General features: G+C 60.5%; 13 protein-coding genes. 6 read left to right on the top strand and 7 right to left on the bottom strand.

Annotation, left to right across the window (positions count from 1 at the left end; translation table 11 throughout):
* Positions 1-93 precede the first annotated feature (93 nt).
* A complete protein-coding gene (locus GIW28_RS29520) occupies positions 94-711 on the top strand; it encodes a TPM domain-containing protein (RefSeq protein WP_017137268.1) in 618 nt (205 codons plus the stop codon).
* Between the two features lie 266 nt (positions 712-977).
* Positions 978-2,195 carry a class I SAM-dependent methyltransferase gene (locus GIW28_RS29515; RefSeq protein WP_236447645.1) on the top strand — a complete coding sequence of 406 codons (1,218 nt, stop codon included), beginning with the start codon at positions 978-980 and terminating at the stop codon, positions 2,193-2,195.
* A gap of 39 nt (positions 2,196-2,234) precedes the next feature.
* Here GIW28_RS29515 and GIW28_RS29510 read toward each other — a convergent pair whose 3' ends face one another.
* From GIW28_RS29510 to GIW28_RS29485, 6 genes are all read right to left on the bottom strand, one after another.
* On the bottom strand, positions 2,235-3,188 hold the full coding sequence (locus GIW28_RS29510) for a DMT family transporter (RefSeq protein WP_236447646.1): 954 nt from the start codon (positions 3,186-3,188) through the stop codon (positions 2,235-2,237).
* A gap of 229 nt (positions 3,189-3,417) precedes the next feature.
* A complete protein-coding gene (locus GIW28_RS29505; protein WP_236447647.1) occupies positions 3,418-5,976 on the bottom strand; it encodes a TonB-dependent receptor in 2,559 nt (852 codons plus the stop codon).
* A gap of 128 nt (positions 5,977-6,104) precedes the next feature.
* Entirely contained in the window at positions 6,105-7,073 is a 969-nt protein-coding gene (locus GIW28_RS29500) for a FecR family protein (protein WP_169985460.1), read from the bottom strand.
* Positions 7,070-7,609: an RNA polymerase sigma factor gene (locus GIW28_RS29495; RefSeq protein WP_017137273.1), complete on the bottom strand. Its 540-nt coding sequence runs from the start codon at positions 7,607-7,609 to the stop codon at positions 7,070-7,072. The genes GIW28_RS29500 and GIW28_RS29495 overlap by 4 nt, the downstream gene beginning before the upstream one ends.
* A 158-nt stretch (positions 7,610-7,767) precedes the next feature.
* Complete coding sequence (locus GIW28_RS29490; protein WP_017137274.1) at positions 7,768-8,640, bottom strand: dihydrodipicolinate synthase family protein; 873 nt, start codon at positions 8,638-8,640, stop codon at positions 7,768-7,770.
* 27 nt (positions 8,641-8,667) lie between these two features.
* On the bottom strand, positions 8,668-9,450 hold the full coding sequence (locus GIW28_RS29485) for an aldolase (protein ID WP_017137275.1): 783 nt from the start codon (positions 9,448-9,450) through the stop codon (positions 8,668-8,670).
* A gap of 106 nt (positions 9,451-9,556) precedes the next feature.
* Here GIW28_RS29485 and GIW28_RS29480 point away from each other — a divergent pair, with 106 nt between their 5' ends.
* Positions 9,557-10,084 (top strand): helix-turn-helix domain-containing protein, encoded by a 528-nt coding sequence (locus GIW28_RS29480; protein WP_017137276.1) that lies wholly within the window; start codon positions 9,557-9,559, stop codon positions 10,082-10,084.
* A 140-nt stretch (positions 10,085-10,224) separates the two neighbouring features.
* Here the strand turns inward: GIW28_RS29480 and GIW28_RS29475 are convergent, their stop codons facing one another.
* Positions 10,225-11,241 carry a DUF4917 family protein gene (locus tag GIW28_RS29475; protein WP_186618413.1) on the bottom strand — a complete coding sequence of 339 codons (1,017 nt, stop codon included), beginning with the start codon at positions 11,239-11,241 and terminating at the stop codon, positions 10,225-10,227.
* Positions 11,242-11,364: 123 nt separating this feature from the next.
* On the opposite strand from GIW28_RS29475, the gene yiaY reads away from it, so the two are divergent.
* The 3 genes from yiaY (at position 11,365) to GIW28_RS29460 (ending at position 14,191) form a co-directional block, all read left to right on the top strand.
* Positions 11,365-12,513: an L-threonine dehydrogenase gene (gene yiaY, locus GIW28_RS29470; protein ID WP_017137278.1), complete on the top strand. Its 1,149-nt coding sequence runs from the start codon at positions 11,365-11,367 to the stop codon at positions 12,511-12,513.
* A 92-nt stretch (positions 12,514-12,605) separates the two neighbouring features.
* Entirely contained in the window at positions 12,606-13,280 is a 675-nt protein-coding gene (locus GIW28_RS29465; protein WP_138453635.1) for an NAD(P)H-binding protein, read from the top strand.
* Entirely contained in the window at positions 13,280-14,191 is a 912-nt protein-coding gene (locus GIW28_RS29460; protein WP_099548614.1) for a LysR family transcriptional regulator, read from the top strand. Before GIW28_RS29465 ends, GIW28_RS29460 begins: the two co-directional genes overlap by 1 nt.
* Positions 14,192-14,445 lie beyond the last annotated feature (254 nt).

Genomic DNA, 14,445 nt, shown 5'->3' with positions numbered 1-14,445 from the left:
GTGGTGGCTTCAGAGGCGGCGGCGGTGGTTTTGGCGGCGGTGGTGCCTCAGGTGGCTGGTAATGACAATAACTAGAACAGAGCATCTACAACCATGGCATTACTGACTGAACACGAGCAGCGCCAAGTCGCCGAAGCGATCGCACGCGTCGAAAAAACCACCGACGCCGAGCTGGTCACCGTGCTGGCCGCGCGCGCGGATGATTACGCCTATATCCCGCTGCTGTGGGCCAGCCTGATCGCCTTGGTGGTGCCTGGCATCGTGCACTACCTGTCGGGCTACCTGACCATGTACACCTTGCTGTTGGCGCAATGGGCGACCTTCATTGTGCTGTGCCTGTTGTTTCGCCTGCCCAAGGTCACCACCCGCCTGATTCCGCGTTCGGTACGCCACTGGCGTGCATCGAACCTGGCCCGTCGACAGTTCCTGGAGCAAAACCTGCACCACACGCTGGGCAGCACCGGCGTGCTGATTTTTGTCAGCGAGGCGGAGCGGTATGTGGAGATCCTGGTGGACGATGGTATTTCCAGGCACCTGGATGACAGCAGTTGGGATGAGATCGTCAAGGCATTCACCCAGCAGGTGAAGCAGGGGCAGACGCTGGCGGGGTTTATTGCCTGCATCGAGGCGTGTGGTGAATTGCTGAAGGTGCATGTGCCGGTGACGCAGACGCGTAATGAGCTGCCTAACCGCCTGATAGTGCTGGAATAGCTGCTTTTCTGTGGGAGCCGGGCTTGTGTGGGAGCTGGCTTGCCTGCGATGCAGACACCTCGGTCCATCAGAAAACCCAGGTGATGCCATCGCAGGCAAGCCAGCTCCCACACAAGCCAGCCCTCCACATAAGTCAGTTTCCAGAGAAAAGTGGTTCCCGCATTTGATTTGCGGCGGCTGAGCGACCGTTGATCAAATAACCCCGTGCCCTAAACCTTCATCCCCCCTAAAATGCCCGGCATTCTTTGCCCGAGGCGTTTTTGTTCATGTCTGTCACCGCTCAACCTGCCAGCCCTGCGCCGGATCATCACGCCCAGTTCATCGAACTGCTGAGCGCAAGCCTCGCGCAGAACGCGTTTATCAAGCTGGTGCTGGCCAAGTACGTCGGCGAAGAAGCCCAGTTGCAGCGGCTGATCATCAAGCAGGTCGTGGTCAAGGAGCAGGCGTGCCTGTCCTTTGTTTATCGCTACAAGACCCGCGACGTTACCAAGAACTTCCCGCTGGCCGAAGGCGTGGCGGCAATTGCCGCGCTGCTGCCGGCGTCGTTCAAGAATGCGCACCTGTTGTCGCTGACCGACGAAGCCCAGCTGGAATACAGCAAAAAGAACAAAAGCTCGCTGTTCAAAAGCAAGCCGCAGCAACTGCGCGAGGCGCCTTCTGCTGAGCATAACCGCGAGAAAAACCGCTTCCTCGACTTGAGCCGACCCTTCCTCGCGGACCTGGGCGTCACCGACGCCAAGCAGGCGCTGATCCCATCGATGTCGCGCAAATGGAAGCAGATCAACAAGTTCATCGAAGTGTTCAGCCATGCGCTGACCTCATCGCCGTTGAAGCTTGACCAGCCGGTGCGCGTGGCGGATTTCGGTTCGGGCAAGGGCTACCTGACGTTCGCCATTCACGATTACCTGCGCAACACCCTCAAGGCCGAGGGCGAAGTGACGGGTGTGGAATTGCGTGAAGACATGGTAACCCTGTGCAACACCGCCGCCGCACGCCTGGAGCATCCGGGGCTGGTGTTCAAGTGTGGTGATGTGCGCAGTGTGGCGCCCAGCGAACTGGATGTGATGATCGCCCTGCATGCCTGCGATATCGCCACCGACTACGCGATCCACACCGGCATCCGTTCCGGTGCGTCGATCATCATGTGCTCGCCGTGCTGCCACAAACAGATCCGCCTGCAGATCCAGAGCCCGGTGCTGCTCAAGCCGATGCTGCAGTACGGCCTGCACCTGGGCCAGCAAGCGGAAATGGTCACCGACAGCTTGCGTGCGTTGTTCCTGGAAGCCTGTGGCTACGAGACCAAGGTGTTCGAGTTCATCTCGCTGGAACACACCAACAAGAACAAGATGATTCTGGCGGTCAAGCGCACCGAGCCTGTGGACAATGCGCAACTGTTGGAAAAAATCCAGGAGCTGAAGGCGTTCTACCACATCAGCGAACACTGCCTGGAAACCCTGCTGCGCGCGGATGGCTTCTTGAACTGAATGCGGTCTCCTGTGGGAGCTGGCTTGCCTGCGATGGCATCACCTGGGTTTGCTGATAGACCGAGGTGTCTGCATCGCAGCGGTGCGACGATTCGACAAGCCAGCTCCCACACAAGCCGGTGCAGGCTGCACCGCCGTCTTGCGCCCGAGCATCACCGTAATGATCACGCCACACGCAAACACCCAGGTAATCGGCTCGATATGTTCACCAAAGAACAACGCCGAAAACGCGATGGTAAAGAAGATCTGCAACAGCTGAATCTGGCTGACCCGCGCAATGCCGCCCATGGCCAGCCCGGCGTACCAGGCGAAGAACCCCAAAAACTGCGAGAACAGCGATACATACCCAAACGCCCACCAGGTGCGCATGGAAATCGCGCCTTGATGCTGCGCCGCCAAGTACCACACCGGGCCGATCAATACTGGTGTCGACAGCACCAGCGCCCAGCAGATCACCTGCCAGCCGCCCATTTCCTTGGCCAACCGGCCGCCTTCGGCATACCCCAGGCCGCCCACGGCAATCGCGCCGAGCATCAGCAAATCGCCGGCCTGGATACTGCCCGCGCCAGTGATCAACGCATAACTCAGCACCAACGCACTGCCCAGCGCTGCGCAGGCCCAGAAGGCTTTTGACGGCCGCTCATGTGACAGCCACGCCGCATACAGTGCCACGCACAGCGGTTGCAAACCGTTGACCAGCGCGCCATGGGACGCCAGCAAGGTTTGCATGGCCCAGGCCGACAACACCGGGAAACCCAGGATCACCCCGGCAATCACCAGGCACAGACCGCGCACCTGGCGCCAGGTTGGCCAGCGCTCGCGTCGCCACAACAACAGCGCTGCTGCCGGGATCGCCGCGAACAAGGCGCGCCCGAGGCCATTGAGCAAGGGGTGGATTTCCTGCACCACGATACGGGTGAAGGGCAAAGTCAGGCTGAAGATGACGACGCCCAGCAGGCCGAGGGCCATGCCGGTGTTTTCGCGCGAGCTCATGAGTGGGGACCAGAATCTGGAGGGCTTCAAGGGAAGCCCATCTAGCCACAACCCTCGCTGATTAAGGGCCTACAGCTGGTCGCAGATTTATCCGTACAGTTTCAATCTTTAAGCTGGCAGGCACGGCGCCATCGCGGGCAAGCCCGGCTCCCACAGTTGATCTCTATCGTCTGATGGACCGAGATCTCCTGTGGGAGCTGGCTTGCCTGCGATGGCGTCACCCTGGTCTTTAGAAGAACCGCGTAATGCTGACCTTCGCATCGCGGCCCTTGGTGTAGGCACGATCACCGCTCAAGGCCGGGCGGAAGTTGTTGTTGAACAGGTTGTCCACGGTGAAGTTCACCTCGGTGCCTTTGAGGTAGGCCTGTTGCGGTTTCCATTTGGCGAACAGGCCTTGGGTGTTGTAGGCCTTGTTGCCGTACTGGTCGTAGAACAGGTCGCCCAAACTGCTGCCCGGGCCGCCGGAATATTTGTCACTCGGCAAGCGATCGGTCGCGCCAATGAACTGGCCCATCCAGCCCACCTGGGCATCCCAGGCCGGGATGTTGGTGCCCACTACCAGCACCCATTTGGTCGGTGGAATGTCACGTGCCGGTACATCCGGCCCCCACGGGTTGGTGTAGGCGCCTTCGTGTTCACCCTTGGCGTAGGCGAACGACACCGAGCCGAACAGGTAGGTGGAGTTGTAGAAAGACTCCAGCTCAAAACCCTTGATGGTCAGGCCGCCGATGTTGCGGTAGTTGGACATCGCCCCAGGCGGGCAAGCGTTGGCAATGGTGCCGCCGTTGATGGCCTGGTTTTGGCAACCAACGCCGGTGGCCTTGAAGATTTCATCTTCGACTTTGTTGTGGAACAGCGTGGCGCGTACTTGCAGGTTATCGTCCTGGGCGATCAGGTTGTCGAAGCTGGTGACGCCACCCAGGGTAATCGAGGTGATGCGCTCCGGGTCGAGGTCGACGCTGGTGGCGGTGCGGCTGCCCAGGCCTTGCACTTCATATTGCTCGTCGATCACCGGCGCCCGCCAAGTCTTGCTCCAGTTGGCGAACAGCCCCAGGTTCGGCGTGACGTTCCAGAACAGCGCCAGGCGCGGCGACCAGCCGGTGTAAGTGCGGTCGCTGTAATCGTGGCCGAAGGACGGGTTCGGGTTGTTGTAGTACGGCGCGTCATTGCCTTCGCCACGGTTGCGCACATGGTCGTAGCGCAGCGACGGGGTGATGGTCACGTCGCCCACGGTGACTGCGTCCTGGACAAAGAAACTGTTGGTGTCGACCTTGCCGTGGGGCATGAAACCCGGCTGGAAGTGCCCGTAGTTGTAGCGCGCGGTGTTGTAGGTGGTGCCGGGCATCCACATTTCGGTTTCGCGGATGTGCTTGCGGATTTGCCCGCCGACGGTCACCGCATGCTGCAAGGGGCCGGTGTCAAACAGGCTGACGTTGCGGATGTCGAGGTTCTTGTCGGTGTAGGCGGTGTCCATCTTGCGCCCGCCGGTGGCCAGTTGGAAAAACGCGGTGGCGTCGCGTTCGTCGGTCTGGTCGGTATTGGACTGGGAATATTTGACGGTCAGGTCGATCAGCGGGTTATTCACCGGCGTGTATTCGTACTTGCCTGACCAGGTGGTGTCAGTGGTGTCACGCTGGGCTAAAAAACGCTTCAGCGCGTTTTCGTAACCGTAGCGGTCGATGTTGGCCTGGGTCGGCGGCGTCGGGTAGCTGGCGGCGGAGAATGGTGTCCAGCGGTTGCTGTGGGAGCGCGAGTAAGAGAGGCCAACGCTGTGCTCCTCGGTGAAGTGGGCGTTGACCTTGAAGAGTTTGCCGTCCACATCCTGGGCACTGTTGGGCAGGCGCTGAGGGTTGACCGGGTATTCGTTGTTGTCGTTGGGCAGTTTGGCGGCCACCTTCATGTCGCCGCCGTCGCGCTGGGTCAGGTAGGCCAGCGCGTCAAAACGCCCGTCGTCGGTGCGGCCGTACACGGCACTGCTGTAGATCTGTTCGTGGTCGTTGCTGGAGTAACCGTATTTGAGCATCGCGCCGCTGTTGCGACCGTCTTGCAGCAGGTCCGGGGCGTCCTTGGTGGTCATGTTGACCGTACCGCCAAAACCGCCGTTGCCGGTGAACGGCGAGTTGGGGCCTTTCTCGACCTCGATGCTCTTGATCAGCTCCGGCTCGATAAATACGGTGCCTTGCTGGTAGCGCTCAAAGCCGGTTTTGGTGGCGCCGTCGACGGTCATCGGCACGTCTTCGGCATCGCCGAAACCTCGAATATTGATGGTCTGGCCACCAGGTTTCAGTGAGCCGCCCTGGCTCACGCCGGGCAAGGTCTGCAACAGGCTGGGGATGTTGTTGGACTGGTAGCGGTCAATGTCGGCCTGGGTCATGGTCGAGCGGTTGACGGTGCTGGAGTCGACTTCGTTACCGGTGCCGATCACGCTGAGGGCATCCAGCTGGATGGCGCCGCTGTGGGTGGTCTTGCCCTCGTCGGGGCGCACCACGTAGGTGCTGCCGACTTTGATCAGGGTGAACTCGCCGTTTTTCAGCAGGCTGCGAATCGCCACTTCCGGGCTGAATTCACCGTTGAGCGCCGGCGCCTGCACATGTTTGAGCAGTGTCTCATCGAACAACAGCTGGATTTTCGCCTGCTGCGCGACAAAGCTCAGGGACGTGGCCAGCGATTGGGCGGGCAGTTGCAGCCTGAGCGACTCGGCCTGGGCGTTGAGGCTCAAGGCCATGCAGCTGGCAATAAGGGTCGGTCGAAGAAACAGGTGCGGAGCGTGGCAAGGCGCGCGAAACATGAAATCCCCCGGGGTGGCTAAATAGCCAAAAGGTGTGCGTATCCAACACAGTCGGGAGGAAGACGGGGCAGCTGCAAAAAACCACACATGCGAATGCAAAATATTCTCAAGTGTGATGCTTGCAGGCCTTACTTGAGTGGTTCGATGCGGACAATGCCATCGGCCGAGGCCACGGTTTTAACCGGCAGCAGCGCGGGCAGGGCGCTGAGCAGGGCATCCGGGTCATTCACATCCAGATTGCCCGAGACCTTCAGTTGCGCCACGGCTTTGTTGACCTGCAAGGGCGCTTGAGGCCGGTAGAGGCTCAGTTCATCGATCAGGCTGGCCAACTCCCGATTGCGAAACGACAGGTGCCCACTGCGCCAGTCGGCCACTTCTTCGGTGGTGAGTGTCTGTTGCTGCACGGTGCCCTTGGCGTAGCTGTACGTGGCACGTTGCTGGGCGCTAAGCAACGCCACCGGGCTTTTGGCGTCCGGCTCGAAGGCGACCTGGCCGTGGGCGACGCTGACCACCAGTTGTTGCTGGCTGCGTCGCACGTCAAACCCGGTGCCGACCACCCGCACATTGGCCTCGCCGGCTTGCACGTAGAGCGGGCGCTCTTTGTCGGCGGCAACTTCGATAAAGACCTGGCCCTTGTCCAGGTGCAGGATGCGTTGATGCGCATTGAAGTCCACGCGCAGGTGGGTGTTGGCATTCACATACAGCGTGCTGCCGTCGGGCAAGGCGAGGGTGCGCATGCCTTTGGCGTGCCCGGCAATCTGGCTGTGGAACAGCGCGCGGGGTGCACCGATATTTGTCGTCAGCACGGCGCAGACCAGTGCGGCGGCCACGGCCAGAGCCGGGCGCATTATCGAGGGTTTACGCTTGGGCAGCGGTACGGGTTTATTCAGTTGCTGCAACTGGGCGAGGTCGTCCCACAGTTGTTCGAATTCGGCATAGGCACGGGCGTGGGCGGGCGTTGCCTGCCAGGCGGCAAAGGCTTTGCGCTCGGCCCGTGCTGCGCCATTACGGTTGCGGGCAAACCAGCTGGCGGCTTGGGCATCGATGGAGTCGCTCGCTTCGATGTCCAGGGCGTCGATGTCGCTCAGGCGGTTCATTCTGGCTGCTCCGTGCCGGGTTCTGGTTGAAGGCGTCGCTTGCAATGCAGCAGGGCAAAAGCGATGTGCTTTTCGACCATGCTGGTCGAAATGCCCATGCGTTCGGCGATCTGCGCCTGGCTCAAGCCTTCGAAGCGGTGCAGCATAAGGGCTTCTCGCCTGCGGGGCGAGAGTTCGGCAAGGACTTCTTTCAACTGTTCCAGGCGTTGCAGGCGCTGCGCGGCGGCCATGGGGTCGTTTTGTGCGTCGGTGACCGGCTCCGTGTCAGCGTCGGCCGGGTCGGAGTGAGCGCTTTGGCGTACCTTCTGTTTACGCCAGTGATCGCGCAACAGGTTGCGCGCCATCTGGAACAGAAACGCCCGTGGCTGCTCGACCTTGGCGCGGTCGCGGTAGTCCAGCCACTGGGTGAAGACATCCTGGGTCATGTCCGCCGCGTCGTTGGCGTTGTCCGTGCGCTTGCGCAGGAAATGCAGGATATCTGCATAAAACCCGCGAAAGGCATCGGCCGACAACGGGTCGGGCTTGGGACGAGACATGGATATCCTTCTTGAGGAAGCACGACGTAGATAAGTCGCGAATGATATCGAGAACTATTGTCATTTGTCTCTATGTAACGGGTTCATGGGTTCAAAAATGTGGGAGCTGGCTTGCCTGCGATAGCGATGCAAGCCAGCTCCCACAGAGGACCGCGGTTTTAGCGCAGTAATGCTTTGAGCTGTTCGATCCCAGCCTCACCCAACGGGAACACCGGCAAGCGTGGATCGCCCGCCTCCAGGCCGGTCAGCCGCAACCCGGCCTTGATCGTCGCCGGCAAACCGCCTTTGAGGATGAACTCCAGCAACGGCAACTGGCGATAGAACAGCTCCCGCGCCAGTGTCAGGTCATTGGCCAGCACCGCGTCATACAACTCCAGGTTCAGCTGCGGGATCAGGTTCGGCGCGGCCGTGCACCACCCCTTGGCACCCGCCGCGAAGGCTTCCAGCGCCAGCGGGTTGCAGCCGTTGTAAAACGGCACGTCGCTGTGGCGGCGCAACTGGTGCATGCGCTGAATATCGCCGGTGCTTTCCTTGACCATGGTCACGTTCGCCACCTGCTTGACGATGCGCAGGATCAAGTCCACCGACATGTCCGTGCCACTGGTAGCCGGGTTGTTGTAAAGCATGATCGGCACGCCGACGCTGTCGCCAATCGCGGCGTAGTGGGCGAGGATTTCCGCTTCGCTGAGTTTCCAGTATGAGGCCGGCAGCACCATCACCACATCGGCGCCATTGGCTTCGGCATAACGGGCGCGACGCACGGCCTTGGCGGTGGTCAAGTCAGACACGCTGACAACAGTGGGTACGCGCCTGGCGATTTTCGCAAGGCTGTAGGCGCTGACCTCATCCCACTCCGCATCGCTCAAATACGCGCCTTCACCGGTACTGCCCAAAGGCGCGATGGCGTGTACGCCGCTGTCGATCAGACGGTCGATGGAGCGGCCGAGGGCGTCGAGGTCAATGCGCTGGCCGTCGGCGCTGAACGGGGTGATGGTGTAGCCGATGATGCCGTGAATAGTGGGGTTGGACATGGGAGGTCTCCGCTTGAAAAAGGGCAATCAGTTCAGGCAATCGGCGTGTTTGCGCAGGTTCTGCCGGGCGTAGTAGTTGAATGCGGCGCCATGGCGCTTGGGCTTGGAGATCCAGTCATGGGCCTCGCGACCCAGTTCCGGCAGGATCGGCTTGATAGTGCCCGCCGACATTGCCAGCAACTGCAACTTGGCCGCCCGTTCGATCAACTGCGCGATCACGCAGGCTTCCTCGATGCTTGCGCCGGTGGACAGCTGACCGTGGTGCGAGAGCAGAATTGCGCGCTTGTCGCCCAAAGCTGCTGTGATGATTTCGCCTTCTTCATTGCCCACCGGCACTCCCGGCCAGGCTTCCAGGAAGGCGCAATCTTCGTACAGCGGGCACAGGTCCATATGCGACACCTGCAGCGGCACTTCGAGCATCGACAGCGCGGCAATATGCGTGGGATGCGTATGGATGATGCAGTTCACATCCGGCCGCCCACGGTAGACCCAGGTGTGAAAACGGTTGGCCGGGTTGGGAATGCCATGCCCCTCGAGTACTTCAAGGTCTTCGTTGACCAGTAACAGATTGCTGGCGGTGATTTCATCGAAACCCAGGCCCAGTTGCTGAGTGTAATAGGTGCCAGGCGTTGGTCCACGTGCGGTGATCTGCCCGGCCAGGCCGGAGTCGTGTCCGTGTTCGAACAGGATGCGGCACGTGAGCGCCAGCTTTTGCCGGTCGGTCCACGTATTATCCGCCAGGCTGTTTTGCATCTGGATCAGTGCTTGCTTGACCAGTTGGTCTTTGGGAAGTGCTAATGTCTTGGCCATATCGGTGTCCTTTGGGTTAGAGCAAATGACACTAAAGATGCTATATGACACTTTGTGTCATTGGCAAGCGTGATTCTGCCTTTTCTGCAGGGATTAACCGCAGCACATGTCTATCCGTTTGAAATTATTGAGAAAAAAACTTGGCGTAACCCTGGAGTCGCTGGCCGAAAAGTCCGGGATGACCAAGAGTTATCTGTCCAAGGTCGAGCGTGGGCTCAACACACCGTCGATTGCTGCCGCGCTGAAACTGGCCAAGGCGTTGAACGTGAAGGTCGAAGAACTGTTCAGCGAAGACAACGTCAGCCTCGACAGCTACAGCCTGGTGCGCAGCCACGAACGTCCCGACACCGCGCCGGGTTATGCCGTGTTGGCCCATCAGGTCAGCGAGCGCAGCCTGCTGCCGTTCATCATCTACCCGCCGGCAGAATTCACCGACAAGACCTTCAAGGAGCATCTGGGCGAGGAGTTTTTGTTCGTGCACGAAGGCCAGGTGGAAGTGGATTTCATGAACGAACGGGTGATTCTGGAGCGGGGCGACGCGCTGCACTTCAATGCACAGAAACCTCACCGAATTCGCTCGGTGGGAGAGGTGCAGGCGCAGTTGCTGGTGGTGGTGCACAGCAGCGACGAGTGACCGTGTTCCTAGGTTGGAACACCGTCACTGTGGGAGCTGGCTTGCCTGCGATAGCGGTGGGCCAGTCAGTACTGTCTTAACTGACACACCGCTATCGCAGGCAAGCCAGCTCCCACAGTTGATCTTCGTTGTTCAGTGGATCAGCGTTCGACCGGCACGGACAACGCGGCATTACCCAACGGATGCGTACGCGCCGCAAAGAACTTCACCTCCACGCCACTGCCGTCAAACAACTGCGAATACCGGCGCTTCTGCTGGCGGATAAACCCGTCACTGCGGCCCGACACTGAGATTGCCAGTGTCGTGAGTCTGGCCTGGCGAATCGCGTCCACCAAGTGGCTGTCCTGAGCCCCCAAGTCATGGCCGAAGATGCACAACGCGCCTTCATGACTCAGCAATTGCTCGTAGCAGAACGACAAGTAATCCGAGCTGCGAATGGTCTTGAGCTTCTCCTCCACCTTGCCCTCGCTGACAAACAACGGCACATCGTCCAACGTCTTGATCGTGTTGTTTATTGCAAAGCTGCTGAGCAAGGTGCTCTCGGTGGTCGGCAATTTGCGCGCGGTGCCGTCGAGGTTGCGCACCAGGTGCAGGCCGCCGTGCAGGTAGAGGATGCGCGTGGCGTCGGTGCGGGTGTTGCGCAGGTCGAAGCTGGCGTCGGCGCTGCGGAACAGGTCATCGATGCCCGGCGTGTGCAAAATCGCCCAGTAGTTGAGCAAATCGTAATTGCTGGTGAACACCGTCGCGTAGCGCTTCAGTTCAGTGTTGATCGTCGCCAGTGTCGACGGCTGCACCAGGCGCCACGGAATATGCACGGCGTGGATGGTGTTGATCAGCGCTTCCTTGATTGCGTAGTAGCGGTTGCGCGGCGCCGCCGAGCTGACCGCCAGTGCCTTGTTGACCCGGCTGGTGGTCTTCAAGGCGCCCAGCGCTTGCTCGAAACTGCGGGTTTGCAGGGCGTCGAACACGCTGAGTTCGGATGGGCTCAGGGGCTTTTCTTCGACGGTGCGGGCGTTTTCGAACAGCGAGTCGTAGGCAAAGTCTTCCCAAATCGCACGGCTGGCGCCATTGCCGATCAGAATCCCATTGAAGTCGATGGCGCTGCGCAGTGCGCTCCAGTCTTCAAGGTGGGCGTCAATATCCTGGAAATCCTTCATTGCGGCGGGTCTACTCGAAATCGGCTGGGTGGTGACTTTATCATGAGCGGGCGTTGATCCTGATCAAGATGCGCCACGCGTTAGCGGTTGATTCTGTCGGCATACCGCCTCCGAGGATTGACCATGAGCAGCACCTTTTTTATTCCCGCCGTCAACATCATGGGCACCGACTGCCTCGACGAAGCCATGACGGCCATCCGCAACTACGGTTTTCGCAAGGCGCTGATCGTCACCGACGCCGGGCTGGCCAAGGCCGGTGTGGCCAGCATGATCGCCGAGAAGCTGGCGATGCAGGACATTGACTCGGTGATCTACGACGGCGCCAAGCCCAACCCCAATGTGGAAAACGTCGAGAAAGGCCTGGCGATGCTGGAGGCCACCGCCTGTGATTTTGTGGTGTCCCTGGGCGGCGGTTCGCCCCATGACTGCGCCAAGGGCATCGCGTTGTGCGCCACCAACGGCGGGCACATCGGCGACTATGAAGGTGTCGATCAGTCGAGCAAGCCGCAGTTACCGCTGGTGGCGATCAACACCACCGCCGGCACGGCCAGCGAGATGACCCGTTTCTGCATCATCACCGATGAAACCCGCCATGTGAAAATGGCCATCGTCGACCGCAATGTCACGCCGCTGCTGTCGGTCAACGACCCGACGCTGATGGTCGGCATGCCCAAGGGGCTGACAGCGGCCACTGGCATGGATGCGCTGACCCATGCGATCGAAGCCTATGTGTCGACGGCCGCCACGCCAATCACCGATGCCTGTGCGATCAAGGCCATGGAGCTGATCAGCGCCAACCTGCGTCTGGCGGTGCGTGATGGCAGCGACAAAGCCGCGCGGGAAAACATGGCGTATGCGCAGTTCCTCGCCGGGATGGCCTTCAACAATGCCTCGCTGGGGTTTGTGCATGCCATGGCCCACCAGCTCGGCGGCCTCTACGACCTGCCCCACGGCGTGTGCAACGCGGTGTTGCTGCCCCATGTGCAAAGCTTCAACGCCAGCGTGTGCGCCAAACGCTTGAGCGACGTGGCGCGCGCCTTGGGCGCCGATATCAAGGGTATTACTCCGGAAGAGGGCGCCCAGGCGGCCATCGTCGCTATTCGCGCCTTGGCCCATGACGTTGAGATCCCGGCCGGTTTGCGCGAATTGGGCGCCAAGTTGCAGGACATTCCGCTGCTGGCCACCAATGCATTGAAGGATGCCTGCGGTCTGACCAACCCGCGCCGGGCGGATCAGCGACAAATTGAGGAGATATTTCGCAGCGCGTTCTAAAGGCGGCAGCTGCACGCCGCAAGCGTTAAGCTACAAGTTGAACGGTATTTAACTTGAGCATGAAGCTTGCGGCTTGCCGCTGAGGTCCCCTGATGAGAGTTCTATTATTCGGCGCCACCGGCATGGTCGGCCAAGGCGTGCTGCGCGAGTGCCTGCTGGCCGCTGACGTGCAGGAAGTGGTCGCCGTGGGCCGCACGCCGCTGACCCAGGAGCACGGCAAGCTGCACCAGGTGTTGCACAGCGACATGCTGGACTTCCAGCCGCTGGAAAACCTGCTGCAAGGCTTTGATGCATGCTTCTTCTGCCTCGGCGTGTCGTCGGCGGGCATGAATGAAGCCAAGTACACCCACCTCACCTATGACCTCACCCTGGTCGCCGCCAGTACCTTGGCGCGGCTCAATCCGCAGATGACCTTTATCTATGTGTCCGGCGCCGGCACCAACAGCTCCGAGGCGGGCAAGTCGATGTGGGCGCGGGTCAAGGGCAAGACCGAAAACGCCTTGCTGCGCTTGCCGTTCAAGGCGGTGTACCTGTTTCGGCCCGGGGTGATTCAGCCGTTGCATGGCGTGCGCTCGAAAACGCCGCTGTATCAATCGTTCTATACCGTGCTCGGGCCGCTGTTGTCGTTTTTTCGTCGGGTCAAACCGAGTTGGGTGGTGAGCACCGAGACCGTCGGCCTGGCGATGTTGGCGGCGGCGCGTCATGGCGCGCCGCAAGCCGTGGTGGAGCAGGCCGAGATCAATCGCCTGGCCAGCGAGCCGCGCTGATGCTGCACAAAAGCCTGGTGCGTCGCCTTGACCTGATCACTCTGCAACTGTTCGTTGCAGTGTTTGAAGAAGGCACGCTGACCCGCGCTGCGGCCCGTGAAGCCATCGCCGTATCGGCGGCCAGCAAGCGCCTGATGGAGCTGGAGCAGGTATTGGGCGTGAGCCTGTTCGTGCGCCGTGCCAAGGGCATGGACCTGACTGCGGCGGGCGAAACATTGCTGCACCATGCGCGGCAGATGCTGTTCAACGTCGAGAAAATGGGCCTTGAACTGGGCGAACACAGCCACGGTGTGCGCGGTTATGTGCGCATGCTGGCGAATCTGTCGGCGATCATTCAGTTCCTTCCGGAAGACCTGCGCGACTTTTCCCAACGGCACCCCGAGGTCAAGACTGATCTGGAAGAGCGCCCCAGCAACGGCGTGGTCCAGGGCGTGCTGGACGGGGTGGCAGATCTGGGCATCTGCTCCAGCGACACTGACACCAAAGGCTTGCCCAGTGTGCTGTATCGCCATGACAAGCTGGTGGTGTTGATGCCGGCGGAGCATCCCTTGGCCGCACGCCAAACCCTGGCGTTCGAGGAAACCCTGGGCAGCGATTACGTCGGCCTGCACGCCGCCAGTTCGATCAACATGCGTACCCATGCCGCTGCGCGTGAGGCCGGCAAGATGCTGCGCCTGCGTATCCATGTGCCGGGGTTTGATGCGATGTGCCGGATGGTCCAGGCGAATATGGGCATCGGTATTTTGCCGCAAAAAGCCTATGAGCTGTTTGGTCGCGCGCTGGGGTTGCATGCGGTGCCGCTGACCGACACGTGGTCGGATCGCAGCTTGATTGTGGTGGTGCGTGATGAAGCGCAGTTGTCGCCGGTGAGCCGGTTGTTGTTTGACTACCTGCGCACGCCACTGAAGTGAGGAAACCCTGTGGGCCTCATCGCGGCATAGGTATCTACACAACCGGTTAACACGAAGTCTGTGGCTGGTGGGCTGTTGTGGCGAGCAGGCTTGTCCTGCGTTGGGCTGCGAAGCTGCCCCAGTACAGGCACGGCAATTTTGCTGAAAGTACTCAGCGTCTGTTTTTGGGGCTGCTTCGCAGCCCAACGCAGGACAAGCCTGCTCGCCACAGGAGAAATAGGCTGCTTTTAAAAGTTGTGTAGATACCTATGCTC

The sequence above is a fragment of the Pseudomonas sp. PA-5-4B genome (assembly GCF_021606215.1).
Taxonomy (GTDB): Bacteria; Pseudomonadota; Gammaproteobacteria; order Pseudomonadales; family Pseudomonadaceae; genus Aquipseudomonas; species Aquipseudomonas edaphica.
This window is presented reverse-complemented; position numbering and strand designations above follow the sequence as displayed.

Bases quoted from the DNA above. Each gene is read 5' to 3' on its own strand.
- GIW28_RS29520 (WP_017137268.1), top strand. From the start codon at position 94: ATGGCATTACTGACTGAACACGAGCAGCGCCAAGTCGCCGAAGCGATC.
- GIW28_RS29515 (WP_236447645.1), top strand. From the start codon at position 978: ATGTCTGTCACCGCTCAACCTGCCAGCCCTGCGCCGGATCATCACGCC.
- GIW28_RS29510 (WP_236447646.1), bottom strand. From the start codon at position 3,188: ATGAGCTCGCGCGAAAACACCGGCATGGCCCTCGGCCTGCTGGGCGTC.
- GIW28_RS29505 (WP_236447647.1), bottom strand. From the start codon at position 5,976: ATGTTTCGCGCGCCTTGCCACGCTCCGCACCTGTTTCTTCGACCGACC.
- GIW28_RS29500 (WP_169985460.1), bottom strand. From the start codon at position 7,073: ATGAACCGCCTGAGCGACATCGACGCCCTGGACATCGAAGCGAGCGAC.
- GIW28_RS29495 (WP_017137273.1), bottom strand. From the start codon at position 7,609: ATGTCTCGTCCCAAGCCCGACCCGTTGTCGGCCGATGCCTTTCGCGGG.
- GIW28_RS29490 (WP_017137274.1), bottom strand. From the start codon at position 8,640: ATGTCCAACCCCACTATTCACGGCATCATCGGCTACACCATCACCCCG.
- GIW28_RS29485 (WP_017137275.1), bottom strand. From the start codon at position 9,450: ATGGCCAAGACATTAGCACTTCCCAAAGACCAACTGGTCAAGCAAGCA.
- GIW28_RS29480 (WP_017137276.1), top strand. From the start codon at position 9,557: ATGTCTATCCGTTTGAAATTATTGAGAAAAAAACTTGGCGTAACCCTG.
- GIW28_RS29475 (WP_186618413.1), bottom strand. From the start codon at position 11,241: ATGAAGGATTTCCAGGATATTGACGCCCACCTTGAAGACTGGAGCGCA.
- yiaY (WP_017137278.1), top strand. From the start codon at position 11,365: ATGAGCAGCACCTTTTTTATTCCCGCCGTCAACATCATGGGCACCGAC.
- GIW28_RS29465 (WP_138453635.1), top strand. From the start codon at position 12,606: ATGAGAGTTCTATTATTCGGCGCCACCGGCATGGTCGGCCAAGGCGTG.
- GIW28_RS29460 (WP_099548614.1), top strand. From the start codon at position 13,280: ATGCTGCACAAAAGCCTGGTGCGTCGCCTTGACCTGATCACTCTGCAA.